This window comes from Bacillus sp. EKM420B (assembly GCF_011065565.1).
Taxonomy (GTDB): domain Bacteria; phylum Bacillota; class Bacilli; order Bacillales; family Bacillaceae; genus Bacillus; species Bacillus velezensis.
The window spans coordinates 275,854-296,134 of record NZ_JAAMNX010000003.1; the positions used below are offsets into that span (position 1 = coordinate 275,854).

General features: G+C 47.6%; 25 protein-coding genes and 1 other annotated feature. Of the genes, 23 read left to right on the forward strand and 2 right to left on the reverse strand.

The genetic code is table 11. The annotated features are described in order from the left end of the window. Positions 1–69: 69 nt before the first annotated feature. The 16 genes from G9F48_RS11385 (at position 70) to pheA (ending at position 11,887) form a co-directional block, all read left to right on the forward strand. On the forward strand, positions 70–639 hold the full coding sequence (locus tag G9F48_RS11385; protein ID WP_070082167.1) for a Maf family protein: 570 nt from the start codon (positions 70–72) through the stop codon (positions 637–639). Positions 640–670: 31 nt separating this feature from the next. Then, positions 671–1,366 (forward strand): RadC family protein, encoded by a 696-nt coding sequence (gene radC / locus G9F48_RS11390; protein WP_007408165.1) that lies wholly within the window; start codon positions 671–673, stop codon positions 1,364–1,366. A 91-nt stretch (positions 1,367–1,457) separates the two neighbouring features. Further along, positions 1,458–2,471, forward strand: coding sequence for a cell shape-determining protein MreB (gene mreB, locus G9F48_RS11395; protein WP_003152647.1), 1,014 nt, complete (start codon positions 1,458–1,460; stop codon positions 2,469–2,471). Between the two features lie 30 nt (positions 2,472–2,501). Continuing rightward, positions 2,502–3,365: a rod shape-determining protein MreC gene (gene mreC / locus G9F48_RS11400; RefSeq protein WP_003152649.1), complete on the forward strand. Its 864-nt coding sequence runs from the start codon at positions 2,502–2,504 to the stop codon at positions 3,363–3,365. Continuing rightward, the gene (mreD, locus tag G9F48_RS11405; protein WP_003152650.1) at positions 3,362–3,880 is read left to right on the forward strand and encodes a rod shape-determining protein MreD; all 519 of its coding nucleotides are present in this window, start codon (positions 3,362–3,364) and stop codon (positions 3,878–3,880) included. Before mreC ends, mreD begins: the two co-directional genes overlap by 4 nt. 53 nt (positions 3,881–3,933) lie before the next feature. Next, a complete protein-coding gene (gene minC, locus G9F48_RS11410) occupies positions 3,934–4,614 on the forward strand; it encodes a septum site-determining protein MinC (RefSeq protein WP_003152653.1) in 681 nt (226 codons plus the stop codon). Positions 4,615–4,616: 2 nt separating this feature from the next. After that, positions 4,617–5,420, forward strand: coding sequence for a septum site-determining protein MinD (gene minD / locus G9F48_RS11415; RefSeq protein ID WP_003152655.1), 804 nt, complete (start codon positions 4,617–4,619; stop codon positions 5,418–5,420). 127 nt (positions 5,421–5,547) lie between these two features. Continuing rightward, positions 5,548–6,351, forward strand: coding sequence for a M23 family metallopeptidase (locus tag G9F48_RS11420; protein WP_007408168.1), 804 nt, complete (start codon positions 5,548–5,550; stop codon positions 6,349–6,351). After that, positions 6,344–7,210 (forward strand): M50 family metallopeptidase, encoded by an 867-nt coding sequence (locus G9F48_RS11425; protein WP_003152659.1) that lies wholly within the window; start codon positions 6,344–6,346, stop codon positions 7,208–7,210. The genes G9F48_RS11420 and G9F48_RS11425 overlap by 8 nt, the downstream gene beginning before the upstream one ends. A 58-nt stretch (positions 7,211–7,268) precedes the next feature. Then, positions 7,269–7,342: a sequence feature (ribosomal protein L21 leader region), on the forward strand. 13 nt (positions 7,343–7,355) lie between these two features. Then, the gene (gene rplU / locus G9F48_RS11430) at positions 7,356–7,664 is read left to right on the forward strand and encodes a 50S ribosomal protein L21 (RefSeq protein ID WP_003152660.1); all 309 of its coding nucleotides are present in this window, start codon (positions 7,356–7,358) and stop codon (positions 7,662–7,664) included. 2 nt (positions 7,665–7,666) lie between these two features. Then, positions 7,667–8,008: a ribosomal-processing cysteine protease Prp gene (locus G9F48_RS11435; protein WP_165409508.1), complete on the forward strand. Its 342-nt coding sequence runs from the start codon at positions 7,667–7,669 to the stop codon at positions 8,006–8,008. 12 nt (positions 8,009–8,020) lie between these two features. Further along, positions 8,021–8,305 (forward strand): 50S ribosomal protein L27, encoded by a 285-nt coding sequence (rpmA, locus tag G9F48_RS11440; protein WP_003152662.1) that lies wholly within the window; start codon positions 8,021–8,023, stop codon positions 8,303–8,305. Between the two features lie 317 nt (positions 8,306–8,622). After that, complete coding sequence (locus G9F48_RS11445) at positions 8,623–9,201, forward strand: sporulation initiation phosphotransferase B (protein WP_003152664.1); 579 nt, start codon at positions 8,623–8,625, stop codon at positions 9,199–9,201. Positions 9,202–9,232: 31 nt separating this feature from the next. Then, entirely contained in the window at positions 9,233–10,519 is a 1,287-nt protein-coding gene (gene obgE / locus G9F48_RS11450) for a GTPase ObgE (protein ID WP_003152665.1), read from the forward strand. Positions 10,520–10,572: 53 nt separating this feature from the next. Beyond that, positions 10,573–11,016 (forward strand): transcriptional regulator ThrR, encoded by a 444-nt coding sequence (gene thrR / locus G9F48_RS11455; protein ID WP_007408173.1) that lies wholly within the window; start codon positions 10,573–10,575, stop codon positions 11,014–11,016. Positions 11,017–11,029: 13 nt separating this feature from the next. Further along, positions 11,030–11,887 (forward strand): prephenate dehydratase, encoded by an 858-nt coding sequence (gene pheA, locus G9F48_RS11460; RefSeq protein ID WP_003152668.1) that lies wholly within the window; start codon positions 11,030–11,032, stop codon positions 11,885–11,887. Positions 11,888–11,913: 26 nt separating this feature from the next. Here pheA and G9F48_RS11465 read toward each other — a convergent pair whose 3' ends face one another. Together G9F48_RS11465 and G9F48_RS11470 are read right to left on the reverse strand one after the other, a co-directional pair. Continuing rightward, positions 11,914–12,456 (reverse strand): transcription repressor NadR, encoded by a 543-nt coding sequence (locus G9F48_RS11465; RefSeq protein WP_165409509.1) that lies wholly within the window; start codon positions 12,454–12,456, stop codon positions 11,914–11,916. Then, positions 12,453–13,604 carry an IscS subfamily cysteine desulfurase gene (locus G9F48_RS11470; RefSeq protein WP_165409510.1) on the reverse strand — a complete coding sequence of 384 codons (1,152 nt, stop codon included), beginning with the start codon at positions 13,602–13,604 and terminating at the stop codon, positions 12,453–12,455. Before G9F48_RS11470 ends, G9F48_RS11465 begins: the two co-directional genes overlap by 4 nt. A 105-nt stretch (positions 13,605–13,709) precedes the next feature. Here G9F48_RS11470 and nadB point away from each other — a divergent pair, with 105 nt between their 5' ends. The 7 genes from nadB (at position 13,710) to G9F48_RS11505 (ending at position 20,177) form a co-directional block, all read left to right on the forward strand. Continuing rightward, positions 13,710–15,275, forward strand: a complete 1,566-nt coding sequence (nadB, locus tag G9F48_RS11475; RefSeq protein WP_165409511.1) for an L-aspartate oxidase — start codon at positions 13,710–13,712, stop codon at positions 15,273–15,275. After that, positions 15,257–16,105: a carboxylating nicotinate-nucleotide diphosphorylase gene (gene nadC, locus G9F48_RS11480; protein WP_165409512.1), complete on the forward strand. Its 849-nt coding sequence runs from the start codon at positions 15,257–15,259 to the stop codon at positions 16,103–16,105. The genes nadB and nadC overlap by 19 nt, the downstream gene beginning before the upstream one ends. A gap of 1 nt (position 16,106) precedes the next feature. Next, positions 16,107–17,210: a quinolinate synthase NadA gene (gene nadA, locus G9F48_RS11485; protein ID WP_024085652.1), complete on the forward strand. Its 1,104-nt coding sequence runs from the start codon at positions 16,107–16,109 to the stop codon at positions 17,208–17,210. A gap of 126 nt (positions 17,211–17,336) precedes the next feature. After that, positions 17,337–18,542, forward strand: coding sequence for a spore coat assembly protein SafA (gene safA / locus G9F48_RS11490; RefSeq protein WP_165409513.1), 1,206 nt, complete (start codon positions 17,337–17,339; stop codon positions 18,540–18,542). 147 nt (positions 18,543–18,689) lie between these two features. After that, complete coding sequence (locus tag G9F48_RS11495; protein WP_069013531.1) at positions 18,690–19,283, forward strand: YhcN/YlaJ family sporulation lipoprotein; 594 nt, start codon at positions 18,690–18,692, stop codon at positions 19,281–19,283. Positions 19,284–19,416: 133 nt separating this feature from the next. Further along, the gene (locus tag G9F48_RS20080; protein ID WP_373366015.1) at positions 19,417–19,536 is read left to right on the forward strand and encodes a hypothetical protein; all 120 of its coding nucleotides are present in this window, start codon (positions 19,417–19,419) and stop codon (positions 19,534–19,536) included. A gap of 131 nt (positions 19,537–19,667) precedes the next feature. Continuing rightward, positions 19,668–20,177: an intercompartmental signaling factor BofC gene (locus tag G9F48_RS11505; RefSeq protein ID WP_012118093.1), complete on the forward strand. Its 510-nt coding sequence runs from the start codon at positions 19,668–19,670 to the stop codon at positions 20,175–20,177. The last annotated feature ends 104 nt before the right edge of the window (positions 20,178–20,281 follow it).

Below are 20,281 nucleotides of genomic sequence, written 5' to 3' on the forward strand. Positions count from 1 at the left end.
TGCCCGTTTGATTTGGTAGGATAGACAAGTATCTTTTTTTCTTAAGCAAACCCTGAAAGGATGACAACCATGACAAAACGCTTAATACTCGCATCACAATCTCCGCGAAGAAAAGAACTCCTTAATCTTCTTCAGATTCCTTACAGCATTATTGCGAGCCGCACAGAAGAAAAATTAAATCGAAACCTTTCGCCGGAAGAAAACGTCCAATGTTTGGCCGAGCAAAAAGCCGGTGCTGTATTGGCCGAAAATCCCGATGCAGTCGTTATCGGGGCTGACACGATGGTGTGCATAGACGGCGAGTGCCTCGGCAAACCGCGTGACAGGGAAGAAGCGGCACAGATGCTGCGAAGGCTTTCCGGCCGAAGCCATCAAGTCATTACGGCGGTCAGCATTCAGACGCATGACCGGAAAGAAACATTCTGTGACACGACGGAAGTGACGTTTTGGCCGCTCAGTGAAGACGACATACAGCTCTACATTGAAACAAAAGAACCGATGGATAAAGCAGGTGCATACGGCATCCAAGGAAAAGGCGCGCTTTTAGTGAAAAAAATAGACGGTGATTTTTATTCTGTCGTCGGGCTTCCTGTCGCTAAAACAATGAGAGCCTTGAAAGAATTTAATATAAAAGCTTGATGTTCAAACCGGGAAGGGGAACAAGGAGGGGTTGATCATCCGTGATCTGCCGTTAAAATTAAGAGATTTCCCCGAAAAAGAAAAACCGAGAGAGCGGCTTCTGCACTTCGGAGCCGAACATCTCTCTAACAATGAATTGCTCGCCATCCTGCTGCGGACGGGAACGAAACATGAGTCCGTCATGAACCTCGCTCACCGGCTGCTGCGGACGTTTGACGGGCTGCGCCTGTTAAAAGGCGCCTCTGCCCAGGAGCTTTCCAGCATTCCGGGAATCGGCACGGTGAAAGCCGTTCAGATTCTTGCCGCAATTGAGCTGGGGAGCCGCATTCATAAGACATCCGCCGGGGAGCATTGCGTCATCCGCTCTCCGGAAGACGGGGCGAAGTATGTGATGGAGGATATGCGCTTTTTATCCCAGGAGCATTTTGTCTGTTTATATTTAAATACCAAAAATCAAGTCATTCATAAACGCACCGTTTTTATCGGAAGTCTGAATTCATCTATTGTCCACCCGCGGGAGGTGTTTAAAGAAGCTTTCAAACGATCCGCCGCGTCCTTCATTTGCGTTCATAATCATCCTTCAGGAGATCCTACACCGAGCAGGGAAGATATAGAGGTAACCAGGCGGCTTTTTGAGTGCGGAAATTTAATCGGCATCGAGCTGCTGGATCATTTGGTCATTGGTGATAAAAAATTTGTGAGTTTAAAGGAAAAAGGATATTTGTAACACTTTTTTTTTCGTTGATTTAAGATATAATAGATTTTATGAGTTTTTCCCTTTAGGGTATTTTTGCTTTAAGAAAGGAAGATACATACATATGTTCGGAATTGGTACAAGAGACCTTGGTATAGATTTGGGAACCGCGAATACGCTTGTGTTTGTTAAAGGTAAAGGAATCGTAGTGAGAGAGCCGTCTGTCGTTGCTCTGCAAACGGATACGAAGTCAATCGTTGCGGTCGGTAACGATGCGAAAAACATGATCGGAAGAACTCCGGGCAACGTGGTTGCGCTCCGTCCGATGAAAGACGGCGTTATCGCTGACTATGAAACAACTGCGACAATGATGAAATACTACATTAATCAGGCTGTGAAAAATAAAGGATTGTTTGCGAGAAAGCCGTACGTTATGGTGTGTGTGCCGTCAGGTATTACGGCCGTTGAAGAACGGGCGGTCATCGACGCGACAAGACAAGCGGGCGCACGTGACGCTTATCCGATTGAAGAACCGTTTGCGGCAGCAATCGGCGCGAATCTTCCGGTATGGGAGCCGACGGGCAGCATGGTCGTTGATATCGGCGGCGGAACAACTGAAGTGGCGATCATTTCTTTAGGCGGGATTGTCACGTCCCAGTCCATCCGCGTAGCCGGTGACGAAATGGACGACTCAATCATCAGCTATATCAGAAAAACATATAATCTGATGATCGGTGACCGTACGGCGGAAGCCATTAAAATGGAAATCGGTTCAGCAGAAACCGGTGAAGAAAATGCGTCAATGGAAATCCGCGGCCGCGATCTTCTGACTGGTCTGCCGAAAACGATCGAAATCACGGGAACGGAAATTGCAAATGCACTGCGTGATACAGTTCTCTCAATCGTTGATGCGGTGAAGAGCACGCTTGAAAAAACACCGCCTGAGCTGGCCGCTGACATTATGGACAGAGGTATTGTATTAACAGGGGGAGGCGCCCTGCTCCGCAATCTCGACAAAGTCATCAGCGACGAAACGAAAATGCCTGTTCTTATCGCTGAAGATCCGCTGGATTGTGTTGCGATCGGCACTGGAAAAGCACTGGAGCACATCCATCTTTTCAAAGGAAAAACAAGATAATCAGGAGTTAAATAGAAGAGGTGTATCACGATGCCGAACAAACGGTTAATGCTATTACTTCTGTGTATTATCATATTGGTGGCTATGATTGGATTCTCGCTGAAGAACGGCCGTAATACCACCTGGCCTGAAAAGCTGATCGGTGATACGACGGGAGTATTTCAAAACATTTTTCACACGCCTGCCGAATATTTTGCAGGGTTCTTCGGGGACATAAAAGACCTGAAAAACACGTACAAAGAAAACGAACGCTTAAGACAAAAGCTGGACGGACAGACACAATATGAAGCGAAGCTCCAAGAACTCAAAGATGAAAACAAGAAGCTGCGTGATGAACTCGGGCATGTCAAATCAATTTCCGACTATGATCCGATTTTAGCGACCGTTATCGCCAGAAACCCTGATCAATGGTACAAGCAGATCATGATCAATAAGGGAACGAAGCACAAAGTGGCCAAAGACATGGCTGTCACGAACGAAAAGGGTGCGCTGGTCGGGAAGATCAAAAGCAGCGGACTCAACAGTTTCACATCCGCCGTTCAGCTGCTGAGCGATGTTGACCGCAATAACAGAGTGGCCACCAAAATCTCCGGCAAAAAGGGAAGCAAAGGCTACGGTTTAATTGAAGGGTATGATAAAAAGAAACAGACCCTGAAAATGACCATCCTTGAACCGGATGAAAAACGTGAAGTGAAAAAAGGCGACCTCGTGGAGACCTCCGGAACGGGCGGCGTATTTCCTCAAGGGCTGACGGTCGGCGAAGTGACCGATGTAGAATCAGATGCTTACGGCCTGACGAAAATCGCTTACGTGAAACCGGCTGCCGACTTGTACGATCTTGACCATGTCATCGTCGTGAACCGAAGCGTAGCAACAGGGGAGGAAGGATCGTGAAACGTTTCCTTCTCCCTTTGATTATGATTTTGGTCTTTTGTGCGGAAAGCATCTATACCGATCTGGTGCGTTTTCCTTTCGTTTCCGTCGAGCAGCAGGTCGTTCCGCATTTTCTTTTGCTTGCGCTGATTTTTATGTCGGCTTATATCAACCAAAAGCATGCGGTGATCTACGGTTTCATTTTCGGATTTCTTTATGACATCAATTATACGGGTGTTTTAGGCGTTTATATGTTTGGTTTTGCCGGATTATGCTATCTGGCGGCCAAAGCGTTTAAAGTGCTGCAGACAAACGCCCTGATGGTTATTCTGGTCGCGGTGCTGAGCGTATGTGTGCTTGAATTTTACGTCTACGGCATTCAGACGTTAATCCGCAGCGGCACTATGACGTTTAACGATTTTGTCATTCAGCGGTTCTTGCCGACCGCTTTGCTGAATATCGCGGGAGCCGTTATATTAGTCCTGCCCTTCAGGCTGTTTTATATAAGTCTGAAGAAAGAATTAAGAGATGAGTAAAAAGGATTTTATCTTTTTTTGACGAAAAGAGTATGTTGTTGAGGTGAACATTGATGAAGACCAAAAAGCAGCAATATGTAACAATAAAAGGAACAAAAAACGGCTTAACATTGCATCTGGATGATGCGTGTTCTTTTGATGAGCTTCTCGATGGTCTTCAAAACATGCTGTCGATTGAACAATATACTGATGGCAAAGGCCAAAAAATCAGTGTTCATATTAAACTCGGGCATCGGTATCTGTATCAGGAACAGGCAGAGCAGCTGACTGATCTGATCGCGTCAAAGAAAGATTTAGTCGTGCATTCAATTGACAGTGAAGTCATCGCCAAAGAAGAAGCGCAGCGGATGAAAGAGGAGCAGGAAATTGTTTCGGTTTCCAAAATCGTCCGTTCGGGCCAGGTGCTTCACGTGACGGGAGATTTGCTTTTAATCGGAGATGTGAATCCCGGCGGTACGATCAGAGCCGGAGGAAATATATTTGTTCTCGGTTCATTAAAAGGGATTGCCCACGCGGGTTATAACGGAAATAACCGGGCTGTGATCGCCGCATCCGAAATGATGCCGACACAATTGAGGATCAATCACGTGTTAAATCGCTCCCCAGACCACATTCAAAAAGGGAACGACATGGAATGTGCTTATTTAGATACTGACGGAAATATGGTCATTGAACGCCTTCAGCAATTGGCTCATTTAAGACCTGATCTAACAAGGCTTGAGGGAGGAATGTGAAATTGGGTGAGGCTATCGTAATAACTTCGGGAAAAGGCGGAGTAGGTAAAACAACAACATCTGCAAACCTCGGTACCGCCTTAGCCATTTTAGGGAAGCGCGTCTGTTTGGTAGACACAGATATCGGACTGCGCAACCTTGATGTCGTAATGGGTCTTGAAAACAGAATTATTTACGACTTAGTAGATGTAATTGAAGGCAGATGCAAGACGCATCAGGCGCTTGTCAAAGACAAACGTTTTGATGATCTGCTTCATTTAATGCCGGCTGCCCAGACAAGCGACAAGACGGCTGTTGTCCCTGAGCAGATCAAATCGCTTGTGCAGGAGCTTAAGCAGGAATTTGATTATGTCATTATTGATTGTCCGGCCGGAATTGAACAAGGCTATAAAAATGCCGTCTCCGGAGCTGATAAGGCGATTGTTGTGACGACGCCGGAAATATCAGCGGTGCGGGACGCTGACCGCATTATCGGACTTTTGGAGCAGGAAGATATCGAACCGCCGCGCCTTATCGTGAACCGCATCAGAAATCACCTGGTGAAAAACGGTGACACGATGGATGTGGATGAAGTTGTTCATCATCTGTCTATTGATCTCCTCGGAATCGTTGCTGACGATGATGAAGTGATCAGGGCTTCAAATATCGGCGAACCGATTGCCATGAATTCCAAAAACCGCGCCAGCATTGCGTACCGCAATATCGCCCGGCGCATTTTAGGAGAATCCGTTCCTTTGCAGGTGCTTGAAGAGCAGCAAAAAGGGATGATGGCGAAAATCAAGTCATTTTTCGGCGTGCGTTCATAATATATACCAGAATACAAAGATCTGATGAAGCCCAGCTTATCAGGTCTTTTTTGTTTTTTAAGAGCGCATATTTGCAATGGACAAGACATAGGATGTACAAACCCAACGATTGCAAAGGATGATGGCGATGAGTCACAGAGCTGATGAAATTAGAAAAAGACTGGCCAAAAGAAGAAAACAGCGGCCTGAATCAAAACGGACTTTCGTTCAAAACGCTCAAACGCAGAATTTTCCCGCGTGGCAGACGGTCAAGGAGCAGGAAAAGCACAAGCTTCTTCCGGACTACGAATATCAAACGGAACACCCGCCCGAATTTAACGGGCGGCATCCATTGATCAGCGCTCATTCTATTATTTTAAAATGCCTGCTGGCCGCCTGTCTCGTACTGATCTCCGCTATTGCCTATAAAACTGACAAACAGCCGCTGAGTCAGATCAAACCGGCAATCGCACAAACCTTTCAAAAAGAATTTCAGTTTGCTGCCGTAAGCAATTGGTTCGTATCTTCCTTCGGAAACCCGCTCGCTTTTCTTACGCCGGGAACGAAAAAGAAGGACGGTCAGGTGGCGGTCAGTCAGGATATGGCCGTTCCTGCCGCGGGGAAAATCCAGCAGGACTTTCAAAATAACGGAGAGGGCGTCGTCGTCGAAACCGCCAGTGAAGCCATTGACAGCGTAAAAGAAGGCTACATTATGGAAGTGAGCAAAGATAAAAAAACAGGGCTGACGGTGAAGGTGCAGCACGCCGACAATACAAGCAGCATTTACGGCCGGCTAAAAGATGTTAACGTTTCATTGTACGACTTTGTCGATAAAGGGAAAAAGATCGGTTCGATCAAGCTTAACGATAAAAGTAAAGGCCAGTACTATTTCGCGATCCAGGATGGCGATAAATTCATAGATCCGATCCAGGTGATCACTTTTGATGAATAAATGGCTCATCCTCCTTTTTAAAATTCATGTCCATCCTTTTCTTTGGATTATTATGGGGCTCGGTCTTATGACGGGGCACATCAAAGCGCTGCTGTGTCTTTTGCTGGTCGTATCCGTTCATGAGCTGGGGCATGCTGCTCTGGCTGTGTTTTTTTCGTGGCGCATTAAACGCATCTTTCTGCTCCCTTTCGGCGGGACGGTTGAGGTGGAGGAGCACGGAAACCGGCCGCTAAAAGAGGAATTCGCGGTCATTTTGGCGGGCCCGCTTCAGCATGTGTGGCTTCAGGCGGCAGCCTGGCTCTTTTTCATGTCAGGCTTTGCAAGTGAGCAGACATTTGAGATGTTTACCTTTTATAATCTCTCCATTCTTTTCATCAATCTTTTGCCGATCTGGCCGCTTGACGGCGGCAAGTTCGTGTTTTTATACTTCTCTAAACAAATGGCTTTTCAAAAAGCGCATCTCCTCAGCCTGCAGACATCGGCCGTTTCCGCTCTTTTGCTCTGCTGCTGGATTGTGCTGGCCGTCCCCCTTCAGGTCAGCGCATGGGTGCTGTTCGTCTTTCTCGCCGCTTCTTTATGGGATGAATACCGGAAGCGGCATTATATTCAGCTGAGGTTTCTTTTGGAGAGATACTACGGCAAAAACCGCGATGTCGCCATGCTGCATCCTTTGACGGTCGCGGCCGATGCCAAAGTAAAGCATGTCATGGCCGAATTCAAACGGGGATGCAAGCACCCCATTATCATTGAAAAAGCCGGAGAAAAGCTCAGCCAGCTCGATGAAAATGAAGTGCTTCATGCGTATTTTGCCGATAAACGGACAGATTCCTCTATGGAAGACCTGCTGCTGCCTTACTAGAAATAGATTGACATATCCTTTTGGTTCTGATATATTTTTTAATGTTATGGATGTAGCACCAATGCTACAACCGCTCGGGACAGGTGATAAGAGCTTTAAAGCCCCCTGTTGCTGGCGAGTCTTAGTCTAATAGGAGGTGCAGAGAATGTACGCAATCATTAAAACAGGCGGAAAACAAATCAAAGTTGAAGAAGGTCAAACTGTTTACATCGAAAAACTTGCTGCTGAAGCAGGTGAAACAGTGACGTTTGAAGACGTATTGTTTGTTGGCGGAGACAGCGTGAAAGTCGGCAACCCAACAGTTGCAGGCGCGACAGTTACAGCTAAAGTTGAAAAACAAGGCCGTGCGAAAAAAATCACTGTTTTCCGTTACAAGCCAAAGAAAAATGTTCATAAAAAACAAGGTCATCGTCAGCCTTATACTAAATTGACAATCGAAAAAATCAACGCGTAAGCATGATTGAGGCAACAATTCGAAGATCCCAGGATGACGGGGGCATTTTGTCCTTTGAAATGACGGGACATGCCGATTTTGCTGAACATGGACGAGATCTCGTTTGCGCCGGGGTCACGGCTGTCGTTTTCGGAGCGGTCAATGCGGTTATCGCGCTGGCTCCTCTCGAACCGATTCTTGATATAGGCGAGGACGGGGGTTATTTCTACTTTGAATTCCCTGAAGCCGCTGATCAGGAAGCTTTGCAAAAAGCACAGCTGCTGATTGAAGGCATGATTGTTTCTCTTGAAACGATCGAGCGGGATTACAGTGAACACTTACGGTTGACTGCAAACCAAATATAGGAGGTGAGTTACATGCTTAGATTAGATCTTCAGTTTTTCGCTTCTAAAAAAGGTGTAGGTTCTACAAAGAACGGACGTGACTCTGAATCTAAACGTTTAGGCGCTAAACGTGCAGACGGTCAATTCGTAACAGGCGGATCTATCCTTTACCGTCAACGCGGAACGAAAATCTACCCAGGTGAAAACGTGGGCCGCGGAGGAGATGACACTCTTTTTGCTAAAATCGACGGAACTGTTAAATTCGAACGTTTCGGCCGTGACCGCAAAAAAGTGAGCGTATATCCTGTAGCTCAATAATGACACAAAAAACTCCGGTCGTTGACTGGAGTTTTTTTTGCAGTAAGCGGAGTAACATCAAGAATGAAAAGCAGAGGATGCATGAGTGAACCCCGCCTTGAATGAGGACATCAGCTTCTCATACCCACTGGATATGTTCCCCAAGCAGTGATACCAAAAATGTTTCTGCCTGGCATCCGCATTGTATGCGATCCGAAAAAGGAACATGATGAACCAGGAAAAACAAGTGTTTTTTTAACAAAGCCTTCTCTGTTATAATTCATAGTACACACTTATCAAGACTCCTAAAAAGAAATTAAACGATTGGGAGTGCGAAAATGAAGGATGTATCGAAGAAACAAGAAGAACCTGTAAGCGATGCGGCTCTGATCAATGAACTGATCCAATTAATGGGCCATTTCCGTCATGATTGGATGAATAAGCTGCAGCTGATAAAAGGAAACTTAAGTTTGCAGAAGTATGACAGGGTCGTTGAAATAATCGACGAAATGGTCATAGATGCAAAACACGAGTCAAAGCTCTCAAACCTGAAAACCCCGCACTTGGCGTTTGACTTTCTTACATTTAATTGGAAGTCCCGTTATATGAGGCTCGAATACGAAGTGCTCGGAGAAATTAAAGATTTATCGGCATATGATCAAAAGCTGTCGAATCTGATGAGAAAACTGTTTCATCTGTTCGGTCTGGCGGTAAGCAATGAAAGTGAAAATCATCTGACCGTATCGCTGCAGACAGATCACCCTGACAGACAGCTTATTGTATATCTCGATTTTCATGGAACGATTGCAAATGCAGATGTGTTTGATGAATTTCGCAAATCGCGGTATGAGGACTTTGATGTCATGCAATTTGAGCTGACCGGCCATGAATGTGTGGCCGAAATTGGAATGAACTAGCGGTTTTTTACGGTTTAGAACGGAGGATATTATGTTTGTAGATCAGGTGAAAGTATATGTAAAAGGCGGCGACGGCGGTAACGGAATGGTTGCGTTCCGCCGTGAAAAATATGTGCCGAAAGGCGGGCCTGCCGGCGGTGACGGAGGTAATGGAGGCGACGTCGTTTTTGAGGTTGATGAAGGACTGCGCACGCTTATGGACTTCCGGTACCAGCGCCATTTCAAAGCGATACGCGGCGAGCACGGCATGTCTAAAAACCAGCACGGCAGAAATGCGGACGATATGGTTGTTAAAGTTCCGCCCGGCACAGTCGTAACGGATGACGATACAAAACAGGTCATTGCCGATCTGACAGAGCACGGGCAGCGCGCCGTCATCGCAAAAGGCGGACGCGGCGGACGCGGAAATACCCGCTTTGCGACACCGGCCAACCCGGCACCGCAGCTGTCAGAGCACGGAGAGCCCGGAAAAGAGCGCTATATCGTGCTTGAACTGAAAGTGCTTGCAGACGTAGGTCTCGTCGGCTTCCCGAGCGTCGGAAAATCTACGCTTCTGTCTGTCGTTTCATCGGCAAAGCCGAAAATCGCCGATTATCATTTTACGACGCTTGTTCCGAATCTGGGCATGGTGGAAACGGATGACGGAAGAAGCTTCGTCATGGCGGATCTGCCCGGTTTGATTGAAGGAGCGCACGAAGGAGTCGGCTTAGGCCACCAATTTCTCCGCCATATCGAACGGACGCGCGTCATCGTTCACGTTATTGACATGTCAGCGATGGAAGGCCGTGATCCGTATGAGGATTATGTGACCATTAATCAGGAGCTCAGTGAATATAATCTGCGGCTGACGGAGCGTCCGCAAATTATCGTTGCGAATAAAATGGACATGCCCGAAGCGGCTGAAAATCTTAAAGCGTTTAAAGAAAAGCTTCAGGATGACCATCCTGTCTTCCCGATCAGCGCGGTGACGAGAGAAGGGCTCCGCGATCTTCTGTTTGAAGTCGCCAACCAGCTGGAAACAACGCCTGAATTCCCGCTGTATGATGAAGAAGAACTGGCGGAAAACCGCGTAATGTACACGATGGAAGATGAAGAAATTCCATTTGACATTACCCGTGATCCGGACGGCGCGTTTGTGCTTTCAGGTGACAGTCTGGAACGTCTCTTTAAAATGACTGACTTCTCCCGTGACGAATCCGTCAAGCGTTTTGCAAGACAGATGCGCGGTATGGGCGTTGATGAAGCGCTCAGAGAACGCGGTGCTAAAGACGGCGATATCATCCGGCTGCTGGAATTTGAATTTGAATTTATTGATTAAAAAGACGGAGAGCTTGCAATGCAGGCTCTCTGATGTAAAAGGGAGGGGTGCAGGTGAAAGAAGAGACATTTTATTTAGTGCGTGAAGACGTTCTGCCTGATGCGATGCGGAAAACCCTTGAAGTCAAAAAACTGCTGGACAGAAAAAAGGCTGAATCGGTAGCAGATGCCGTGCAGAAAGTTGATTTAAGCAGAAGCGCTTTTTATAAATACCGAGATGCGGTTTTCCCTTTTTACACGATGGTTAAAGAACAAATAATCACACTTTTCTTTCATTTGGAGGATCGGTCAGGCGCGTTATCCCAGCTTTTGCAGGCGGTGGCTGACTCAGGAAGCAACGTGCTTTCCATTCACCAGACGATTCCGCTTCAGGGCAGGGCGAATGTCACGCTCTCAATCAGTACGTCCGCAATGGAAGAAAACATTCATACGTTAATGAATAAACTGAGAAAATTTGATTTTATAGAAAAAGTTGAGATCTTAGGGTCAGGCGCGTAAGGAGAGAAGAGACATGAAAGTCGGTTATTTAGGGCCAGAAGCCACATTTACACATCTAGCAGTCAGTTCCTGCTTTCAAAACAGCGTGACACAAGCACCTTATCAAACAATACCGGCATGCATGGATGCGGCGGTTGCGGGAGAAGTTGATCTTGCATTTGTTCCTTTGGAAAACGCGCTGGAGGGCTCGGTTAACTTAACGATTGACTACTTGATTCATGAGCAGCCTCTTGCGATCGTGGGGGAAATGACGCTGCCAATTCACCAGCATCTGCTCGTTCACCCTTCGAGAGAAAATGAGTGGAAAAAGCTTGAGAAAATTTATTCTCATTCCCATGCGATTGCGCAATGCCACAAATTTCTTCACCGGCATTTTTCGTCCGTTCCTTATGAGTATGCGAAGTCAACAGGTGCGGCTGCCAAGTATGTCAGTGAGCATTCGGACCTTCCGATCGGCGTGATTGCAAATGAAATGGCGGCCGCTACATACGGATTGAGCATCGTGAAGCGGGATATTCAGGATTATCAGGACAACCACACGAGATTTGTCATTCTTTCGCCTGAAAAAGACGTCTCATTCGAAGTGAATGCGAAACTGTCTTCACGGCCGAAAACGACGATGATGGTAACGCTTCCCCAAGATGACCAATCAGGCGCGCTGCACAGGGTGCTGTCCGCTTTTTCATGGAGAAACCTGAATTTATCAAAGATTGAATCGCGCCCGACAAAAACGGGTCTCGGCAACTATTTCTTTATTATTGATATTGAACAGGCGATGGATCAGGTTCTCATTCCCGGTGCCGTTCAAGAGATGGAAGCCCTCGGCTGCCGGGTCAAGCTTCTGGGAACATATCAATCCTATTCGATATAAAAAAAGCCCTTCAAGGGGCTTTTTTTTTAATCTTTTATTAAAATACCCGCGTCGTCCAGCGCTTGGCAGGCTTGGTCAATCCGCTCTTCTGTCGGGGCGCTTAACGTATGGAGGTGCACGCCTCCGGTCAGCTGTGAAAGGTAAGCGGCATTTGTCGAGTTAATGTGATCCATGAATTGTTTGACTTCTTTCCGTGTGCTGACTCTTATGGCGGCGGTTAAATCGCCGTATACGGGGTGTTCAATAATGACGTCCTTTATGGTGACGCCTTCATCGACAATGAGTTCAAGCTCTTCTTCCGTCCGCTCCGGGCCGTGCAGACAGGCGACAATCCGTTCGGCGTTTTTTTCGCCGCCGGCATTCATGCTGATGTATAAATAGCCTTGGCTCGTCGCGATAATCGGTTCGCTTTTTGCTTTCAAGAGCGATATGTCCTGCACGATCACCTGTCTTGAAACATTTGCTTTTTTGGCCAATTCGCCTCCTGTTAATGGCGAGCCGGCTTCTTTCAGCCAATGAAGCAGCATGTCGCGTCTTTTCGCCCCAGTAAGCTTCGTTCCTTCTGTCAAATTGCTGATTCTCCTTTCTTTTGCTCCCACAGCGCCGTAAATGTATGTATCAGCATATCGAGCTGTTCACATGTTGTTTCGTTTCCGAATGAGATCCGGAAAAACTGCCGCGCTTCCCGTTCGGCTTTTCTCAGCGCCTTCATAGCTGAAGAAGGGCCGTGGCTGCCGGCGGAACATGCGCTCCCGGTTGAGATGCAAATATCGTTACGATTACATTCTAACATAATATATTGTCCTTCAAAGGAGTGAAAAAAACACCCGACAATGTGGGGCAGGCATTCACCGCCGGTTTCTTCCTCTGAAAATGAAATGGGAAGGCCTTGACGCCGAATTTGATCATACAAATAATTCCTCAGCCTGTCAGCATGCTCACGGTGTTCCTCCATATGTTTCACTGCGTACTCCGCAGCAGCGGTAAAAGCGCCGATGGCCGGCACATTCACCGTACCGGGCCTGAACCCGTTTTCATGCACGGTATGCGGATAAACCGGATTCCAGCTGACACCGGGCCGAATGTAAACAGCCCCGGTGCCTTTCGGGCCGTATACTTTATGACCGGAGACGGAAAGGGCGTCGATTCCCGCCTGATCCGCATCAATCGGCAGTTTGCCGAAACTTTGAACACAATCGCAATGCAGCAAAATGTTTCTCTGGTGAAGAAAAGCGGCCAGACGATTCACAGGCTGGATGAGGCCGGTTTCTGAATTGGCGTGCTGTATGGAAACGAGCCCCGTGTCAGGTCGGATATGAGCCGCCAGTATGTCCTCGGTTATAAGGCCGTTTTCGTCGGGATATATGATGGTGACATCAATTCCCCGGTCAGCTAAAAACGCCGCGGCATTATGGATCGAGTGGTGTTCCATTGCGGTCGTAATAAAATGTTTTTTGTGGTCGGGCAGACCGTGCAGCAATGATTGGACGGCCAAGATGTTCGCTTCCGTTCCGCCGCTTGTAAAGTAAATGCCGTCTGCCGCTCCGCCGATCAATTTTCCTGCAGAATGTCTGCAATATTCCAGCACGTCCGCCGCTCTTCCTCCGGCGTCATGAAGGCTGCTTGCATTGCCGTATACCTCTGTGCTGAGATGCTGAAAGACTTTCGCGGCTTCTTTGCTTAAAGGCGTTCCCGCCGCGTAATCAAGATAAATCATACAGCCCGTCTCCTATCCGTTTATGTTAAAAAAAGCTTGAGTTTATTTTATCGTTGTGTAAATATAGGTGTCAAGACAGGTGTAAATATAACAGGAGGGTGATGTATGTCTGAAAAAACAATTATCGTCATTGGTTCGGGGACGGCGGCCCTTGCCTGTGCTTCCTCATTTCCTCCGTCATACCAAGTAACCGTCATCACAAAGAGAAACGTTACGAACAGCAATTCGCATTATGCTCAAGGCGGGATTGCTGTTTCATACGCAAAAGATGACTCTATAGAATCCCATGTGAACGATACACTGTATGCGGGATGCGGACACAATGACGTGACAGCCGTGCGGCATTTGCTGCAAAGCGGACAGAGCATGATAAAGAGGCTGATAGAAGGCCATTTCCCTTTTGATACGAAGTCGGACGGAACCTTTTGTCTCGGCAGGGAAGGCGCTCATTCCAAAAGGAGGATTCTGCACGCCGGGGGAGATGCGACCGGACGGATGCTGGTTGAGTTTCTGGTTCGGCAGCTGAGAGACGGCATTCGGATCATTGAACACGAGACGGTTGTCGATCTGCTGATTGAACAAGGGCGATGCGCAGGCGTTGCCGTAAAGGATGCTTCAGGCGCTGTTTCTTACAGAAGAGCGGATTGTGTAGTGCTTGCTTCAGGCGGCTGCGGCAGTCTGTACCAATATCACACAAATGATTCCGCCATAACGGGAGACGGCATCGCTCTTGCCTTCCGTGCGGGAGCTGAGATCACGGATATGGAGTTCACCCAGTTCCACCCGACCCTCCTTGTGAAAAACGGGACTGTTTACGGTCTGATTTCTGAAGCAGTGAGAGGAGAAGGCGGATATTTAGCGGATCGCTTCGGGCGCAGGATCATGGCTGGCAGACACGCGCTTGAAGATTTGGCGCCCCGGGATGTGGTTTCACGGGCGATTTATGAAGAAATGATGAAAGAAAATCCTGTTTTTATAAATTGCAGCCGAATAGCCGATTTTAACAAACGTTTTCCGACCATAACAGAAATTTGTCAAACAGCCGGCGTTGATCTTGAAAGCGGGATTCCTGTAGCACCCGGAATGCATTTTTTAATGGGCGGAGTAAAAGCCGATACATGGGGGAAAACGTCCGTGCCTGATTTGTACGCTATAGGCGAGACCGCCTGCACAGGCTTGCACGGGGCGAACCGCCTTGCGAGCAACTCACTGCTGGAAGCGCTGGCAAGCGGGCAACGATGTGCTGAACATATCATTCAAACACCGTTAAACGGAAGATATAAAAAAACCCCGAAGAAAACCGATGTCATCTTACAAGTGCCGGACACAACGCTTCATGTGCTTCAAGCCAAAATGACAACCGGAGCGGGCATCGTCAGGGAAAAAGAAAACCTGCAGGCGCTGGCATCCTGGCTTAACAACGTATCTGTGCGTCATATAAATGTGAAGGATATCACAATGGAACAAGCCGAGCTATCCTGCCTATGGAAGACTGCGCAACTTGTTGTCACCTCAGCCCTTATTCGGGAAGAAAGCAGAGGCGCTCATTTTCGCACTGATTTTCCCGGGACGGAGAAAGAGTGGCACGGAAAACAAATCATTCATTCAACATCTGGAACAGTTATCAGAAAAAACGAAAGGATTGGGGAACTATGGACATTCTGCAGCTGAAACAAATGCTGACTCATTTTTTTCAGGAAGATATCGGAACGGGTGATGCGACGTCACAAGCGATTTTTTCTGATCAGCAATGTAAAGCGCGGATCATCGCAAAAACAGACGGCGTGTTTGCCGGAGAAGACGTTATCCGTGAAGGATGGAAGCTTTTACACGATGATATCCGCATCCGCTCCCTGAAAAAAGACGGAGAACGGATGAAAAGAGGAGACGTGCTCGCTGAAATGGAAGGCCGGGCGGCAGCTCTTCTTACGGGGGAGCGGGTCATTTTGAATCTCATACAAAGAATGTCAGGCATTGCGACCATGACGGATGAGGCCAAAAGGCGTCTTGATGATCCGTCCATCAAGCTTTGTGATACGAGAAAAACGACACCCGGGCTCAGAATGCTGGAAAAATACGCTGTTCGCATCGGAGGCGGCTTTAATCATCGCTTCGGCTTATATGACGGCATCATGATTAAAGATAATCATATTGCCGCCTGCGGATCGATAAAGGCAGCCGTGGAGCGGGCAAGAAAAACGGCGGGGCAGATGCTTGCGGTGGAAGTCGAAATCGAATCCGAACAGCAGCTGCTCGAGGCAATAGAAGCGGGCGCAGACATTATTATGTTTGACAACTGTCCGCCTGAGTCCGTCCGGCGTTTTGCAGGCATGACACCGGGTCATATCAAAACGGAAGCATCCGGAGGCATAACGCTCGACACATTGCCCGCTTATAAAGGAACGGGCGTACAATATATTTCACTCGGATTTCTGACTCATTCACTAAAAAGCGCCGACATCAGCATGGATGTTGAGGCTGCGGAACAGGGGGATTTTTAAGATGTCTATTTTTGACGTACTAACTGCATCAGCCGAAATGATGCCGAGCCATTATAAAGACATGAGCACCGGAGAAATGGAAAAGCGTGTCGCCGCCATTAAACGGGATTTCGGAAAGCGCCTGTTCATTCCGGGGCATCACTATCAAAAAGACGAAGTGATACAATTCGCTGATACGGCAGGTGACTCTCTGCAGCTTGCTCAAGTGGCAGAAAAAAATAAAGAGGCGGAATATATTGTGTTTTGCGGCGTGCATTTTATGGCGGAAACCGCTGATATGCTGACTGATGATAACCAAACCGTCATTTTGCCTGACATGCGCGCCGGATGCTCGATGGCTGATATGGCAGATATTCAGCAGACGGACAAAGCATGGCAAGAGCTTCAAGAACTGTACGGTAACACCATCATTCCGTTAACATATGTTAACTCGACGGCGGAAATTAAAGCATTCGTCGGACGGCACGGAGGAGCGACCGTCACCTCTTCGAATGCCCGGAGTGTGCTGAAATGGGCTTTTAAACAAAAAGAAAGAATTTTATTTTTGCCGGATCAGCATTTAGGCAGAAATACGGCCTATGACCTCGGCATTCCGCTGACAGAAATGGCTGTATGGGACCCGGGGCAGAACCGATTGCTTACTGACCATCCGGAAAACATTAAAGTCATCCTTTGGAAAGGACATTGCTCCGTACACGAAAAGTTTACAGCGGAAAATATTTCTCAGCTGCGGCAGCGGGATTCCGGCATCCGCATTATCGTTCATCCGGAATGTTCGCGGGAAGTGGTCTCGCTCAGTGACGACAGCGGGTCTACCAAATATATTATTGATACGATTGAACAGGCAGAACCGGGAAGCAAGTGGGCGATCGGCACGGAAATGAATCTTGTTCAGCGCCTCATTCACTCGCACCCGGATAAACAGATTGAATCATTGAATCCCGATATGTGTCCGTGTCTGACAATGAACAGAATCGACCTGCCGCATTTATTGTGGTCGCTTGAGCAGCTTGAAAAAGGCGAGCCGAAGGGTGTCATTAAAGTTCCGGAAGCGGTTCGGACAGAAGCGCTTCGTGCTTTGAACAGAATGCTGAGTCATACGTAATCATAAAAATTTCCCCTCCTTCCCAAATTTTTTATCATCATGCCCAGTCCACCGGCATATAGTGTGAAGAAACGTATTGTAATGACAAATGTACCGTTCACGTTTTGTGCATAGGAGGGGAAAACGTTGAAAATTCATATCGTTCAAAAAGGCGATTCGCTCTGGAAAATAGCTGAAAAATACGGAGTTGATCTTGAAGAGTTAAAAAAACTGAATCATCAGCTTAGCAATCCAGACTTAATTATGCCTGGAATGAAGATAAAGGTGCCTTCAGAAGCCGTTCCGGTAAGAAAAGAGCCCAAGGCCGGCTTCGGAACGTCTGCGCATAAGCATGAGCATCCATATGCCAAAGAAAAACCGAAATCAGTTGTGGACATTGAAGACACCATACCGGAAGAACCAAAGCCGTCAATTCCGTATGTGCCGCCAATCCCTGAAAAGCATGAAAATGTGCTGCCGGAAGCTGATATGAACCAATATTATCCGTCCAATCAGCTGTTTCAGCCGTGGTCGCCTCCTAAGCCGGAGGAACCGGTGACACATTTTGTCGAGCCGAAAGAAAAAGAGCATGACAATAACATTCCACAACAGGAGGAAATGATCAACATGGAAAACGCGAATTACCCGAATATGCCGAAGGCGCCTGAAGCCGGTAAGATGGAAGAAGAAAACGCCGCTTATCATCTGCCGAACATGCCAAACATTCCGAATGTCCCGTTTCCGAATATGCCAGCCGTTGAACCGCCTTTTATGCATTACCCGATGCCGTGCATGCCTTGTCCTTGTCCGGTTCCGGTGACACCGATGCTGCCGGGTTCGGGACTATGCCATCCGTGCTTCCCGGTAGGCGGAGGTTTCGGCGGTTTTGGAGGAGGTTATGGAGGCTTTCCGGTAATGCCGATGCCGTTACCGTACGGATTCCATCATCACGGATTCCATCATCCGGGATTTGGGCCGCAAGCGGGTTACGGTGAATATGAAAACCAAGCCCATGAAAATGCAGAGCATTATGATGGTTCTGCATCCGGTTTCGGCGGTGCTCCGTACGGTCAAATGCCGTATTACGGCGGATATTCGTCACATTACACAAACGCGCCTCATCATGATGGAAAATATAAGGATGATGATTGCGGCTGCCATGATTCACATCACCACCACCATCATCACCACGGTTCACATCACCATCACGCAAATGTGCCTGTGCAGCCGTATCCGAATGTGGGTGCAAACGCCGGATATTTTATGCCTTACGGCGGAGCAAATCCTAATGCCGCGCCGAATCAGCCGAGTCCAAATCAAGTATTCGGACGGCCGGAGGAAGAAGAAGATTAATGTTTCGGGACGATGTATGTCGTTCCTTTTTTTATGTCCAACTGAGGAATGGACATAACTGACAAGCTTAAACCCGCCGTCGGCCGCACATCCTAAACATGAGCGGAAAACGCTCAAACAGCGATGAATCCACGGGGGGTTTTTCCATTGGGTAAAAAACTGATGACGATCGCAGGCGTTTTAGCCGTGACGGCAAGCTTAACGGCATGCGGAGCAAATAATGCCATGAATGACGGACGCTACAATCAGTCAACACGTCCGGTCGGATATTATTCGAATGATAATGATAACGGCAGACGCCAGTACGGAATGGATCATCAAGGACCCGTTTCTGAAATGATGGAAAACCGAAACGGCCGTCATAATACGACAAACGTGTCCGACCAGTATGCGCCTAATGACGGGGTTCCGTTAACGACGGACGGCACATATAACGGCCGAAATGTCAATACGCCGCCGGCAGCAATGTCTTATAATGGGTATGACAACGCCGAAAACATCAGACTGGCGGCAAAAGTTGCAAACCGCGTGAAAAAAGTAAAAGGCGTACAGGATAGTCAGGTCATCGTGACTGACACGAGAGTCGTCATTGCCGTCAGAACAAATCATCCTTTTACGAAAAATGATGATAAACATGTCAAACATGCGGCCAAAAAATTTGCGGACGGCCGTACAATTCAAGTGTTTACCGACAACGCTACTTTTACAAAGCTGCAAGACATGAACAGAAACAGCCGTTAAACGGGACTGCCGGATGATTTCATCCGGCAGTATTTTTATGGATAAAGCTTCATCATTTCTTTACATATTCTTAAAACGCTCTTTATGTTGCGGTGTTAACATAAAAGTAATAAAACGTAACGGAGGGGCCGGAATGAAAAAAACGGAGCATGACAAAAGCCGCGGAGAAAAAACTATGTATCTGACCGTAAGGGGATACCGGCTCAAACTGACGCCCGGACAAATGAAACTGATTTCAGCCGGCCGGGCATAATCATCGGGGCAGCCCTCATATAGAGGCTGCTTTTTTTCGGCTGAAACAGACAAATGAAAGAAAACGGTTAAGCACCGGCATCTTTGGTCAAACTAGCATCAAGAGTTTGATTGAATAAAGAGGTGTTATTGGTGAAACGAATTTGCGGTGCTCGTCTATTGTTTATGCTTATCTTATCGGCTGCAGTCCTGATTTGCGGAGGAAAAGGCGCATACGGGGCGGAGGTTGAGCATTACGGGCCGCTTCGGGTGCACGTCCAGCTGGAAAAGGTCTATCTGGACGGTGATGTCGGCATCGAACATACGGATGAAACCGTTTTGGCGATGGAGGATTTTTGGGCCGCATATGCGGGCTGGACGCTCGTTGAGCAGAAAAAAGGCTTCGTCCTTTTCCGTAAGCATGTTGATGACATTTCTCCGCTCAGTAAGGTTAACGGTTATATCGGCGTCACGGACGGAGGCGTCATCTCCACTTTTCACGGCCGTCCCGGATCGCTGGCCGAGCCGATTCAATCTTTCTTCCAGATTGATATAGAAAGGCTGGAAAGCCGATTGCAAAAGCACTTGGAACACGGCATACCGTACAGGACAAAAGCGGAGTTTGAGAGCGTGATCGATCATATTAAGACTTACAGCGGCTGACATTGACGCAAGACATGTGACACATGTCTTTTTTTTTCTGAACGGAAGGTGTCAAAGCGAACATACGTTAACTTTTCTATAAGACTTTGGCTGTTTTTGTGTTA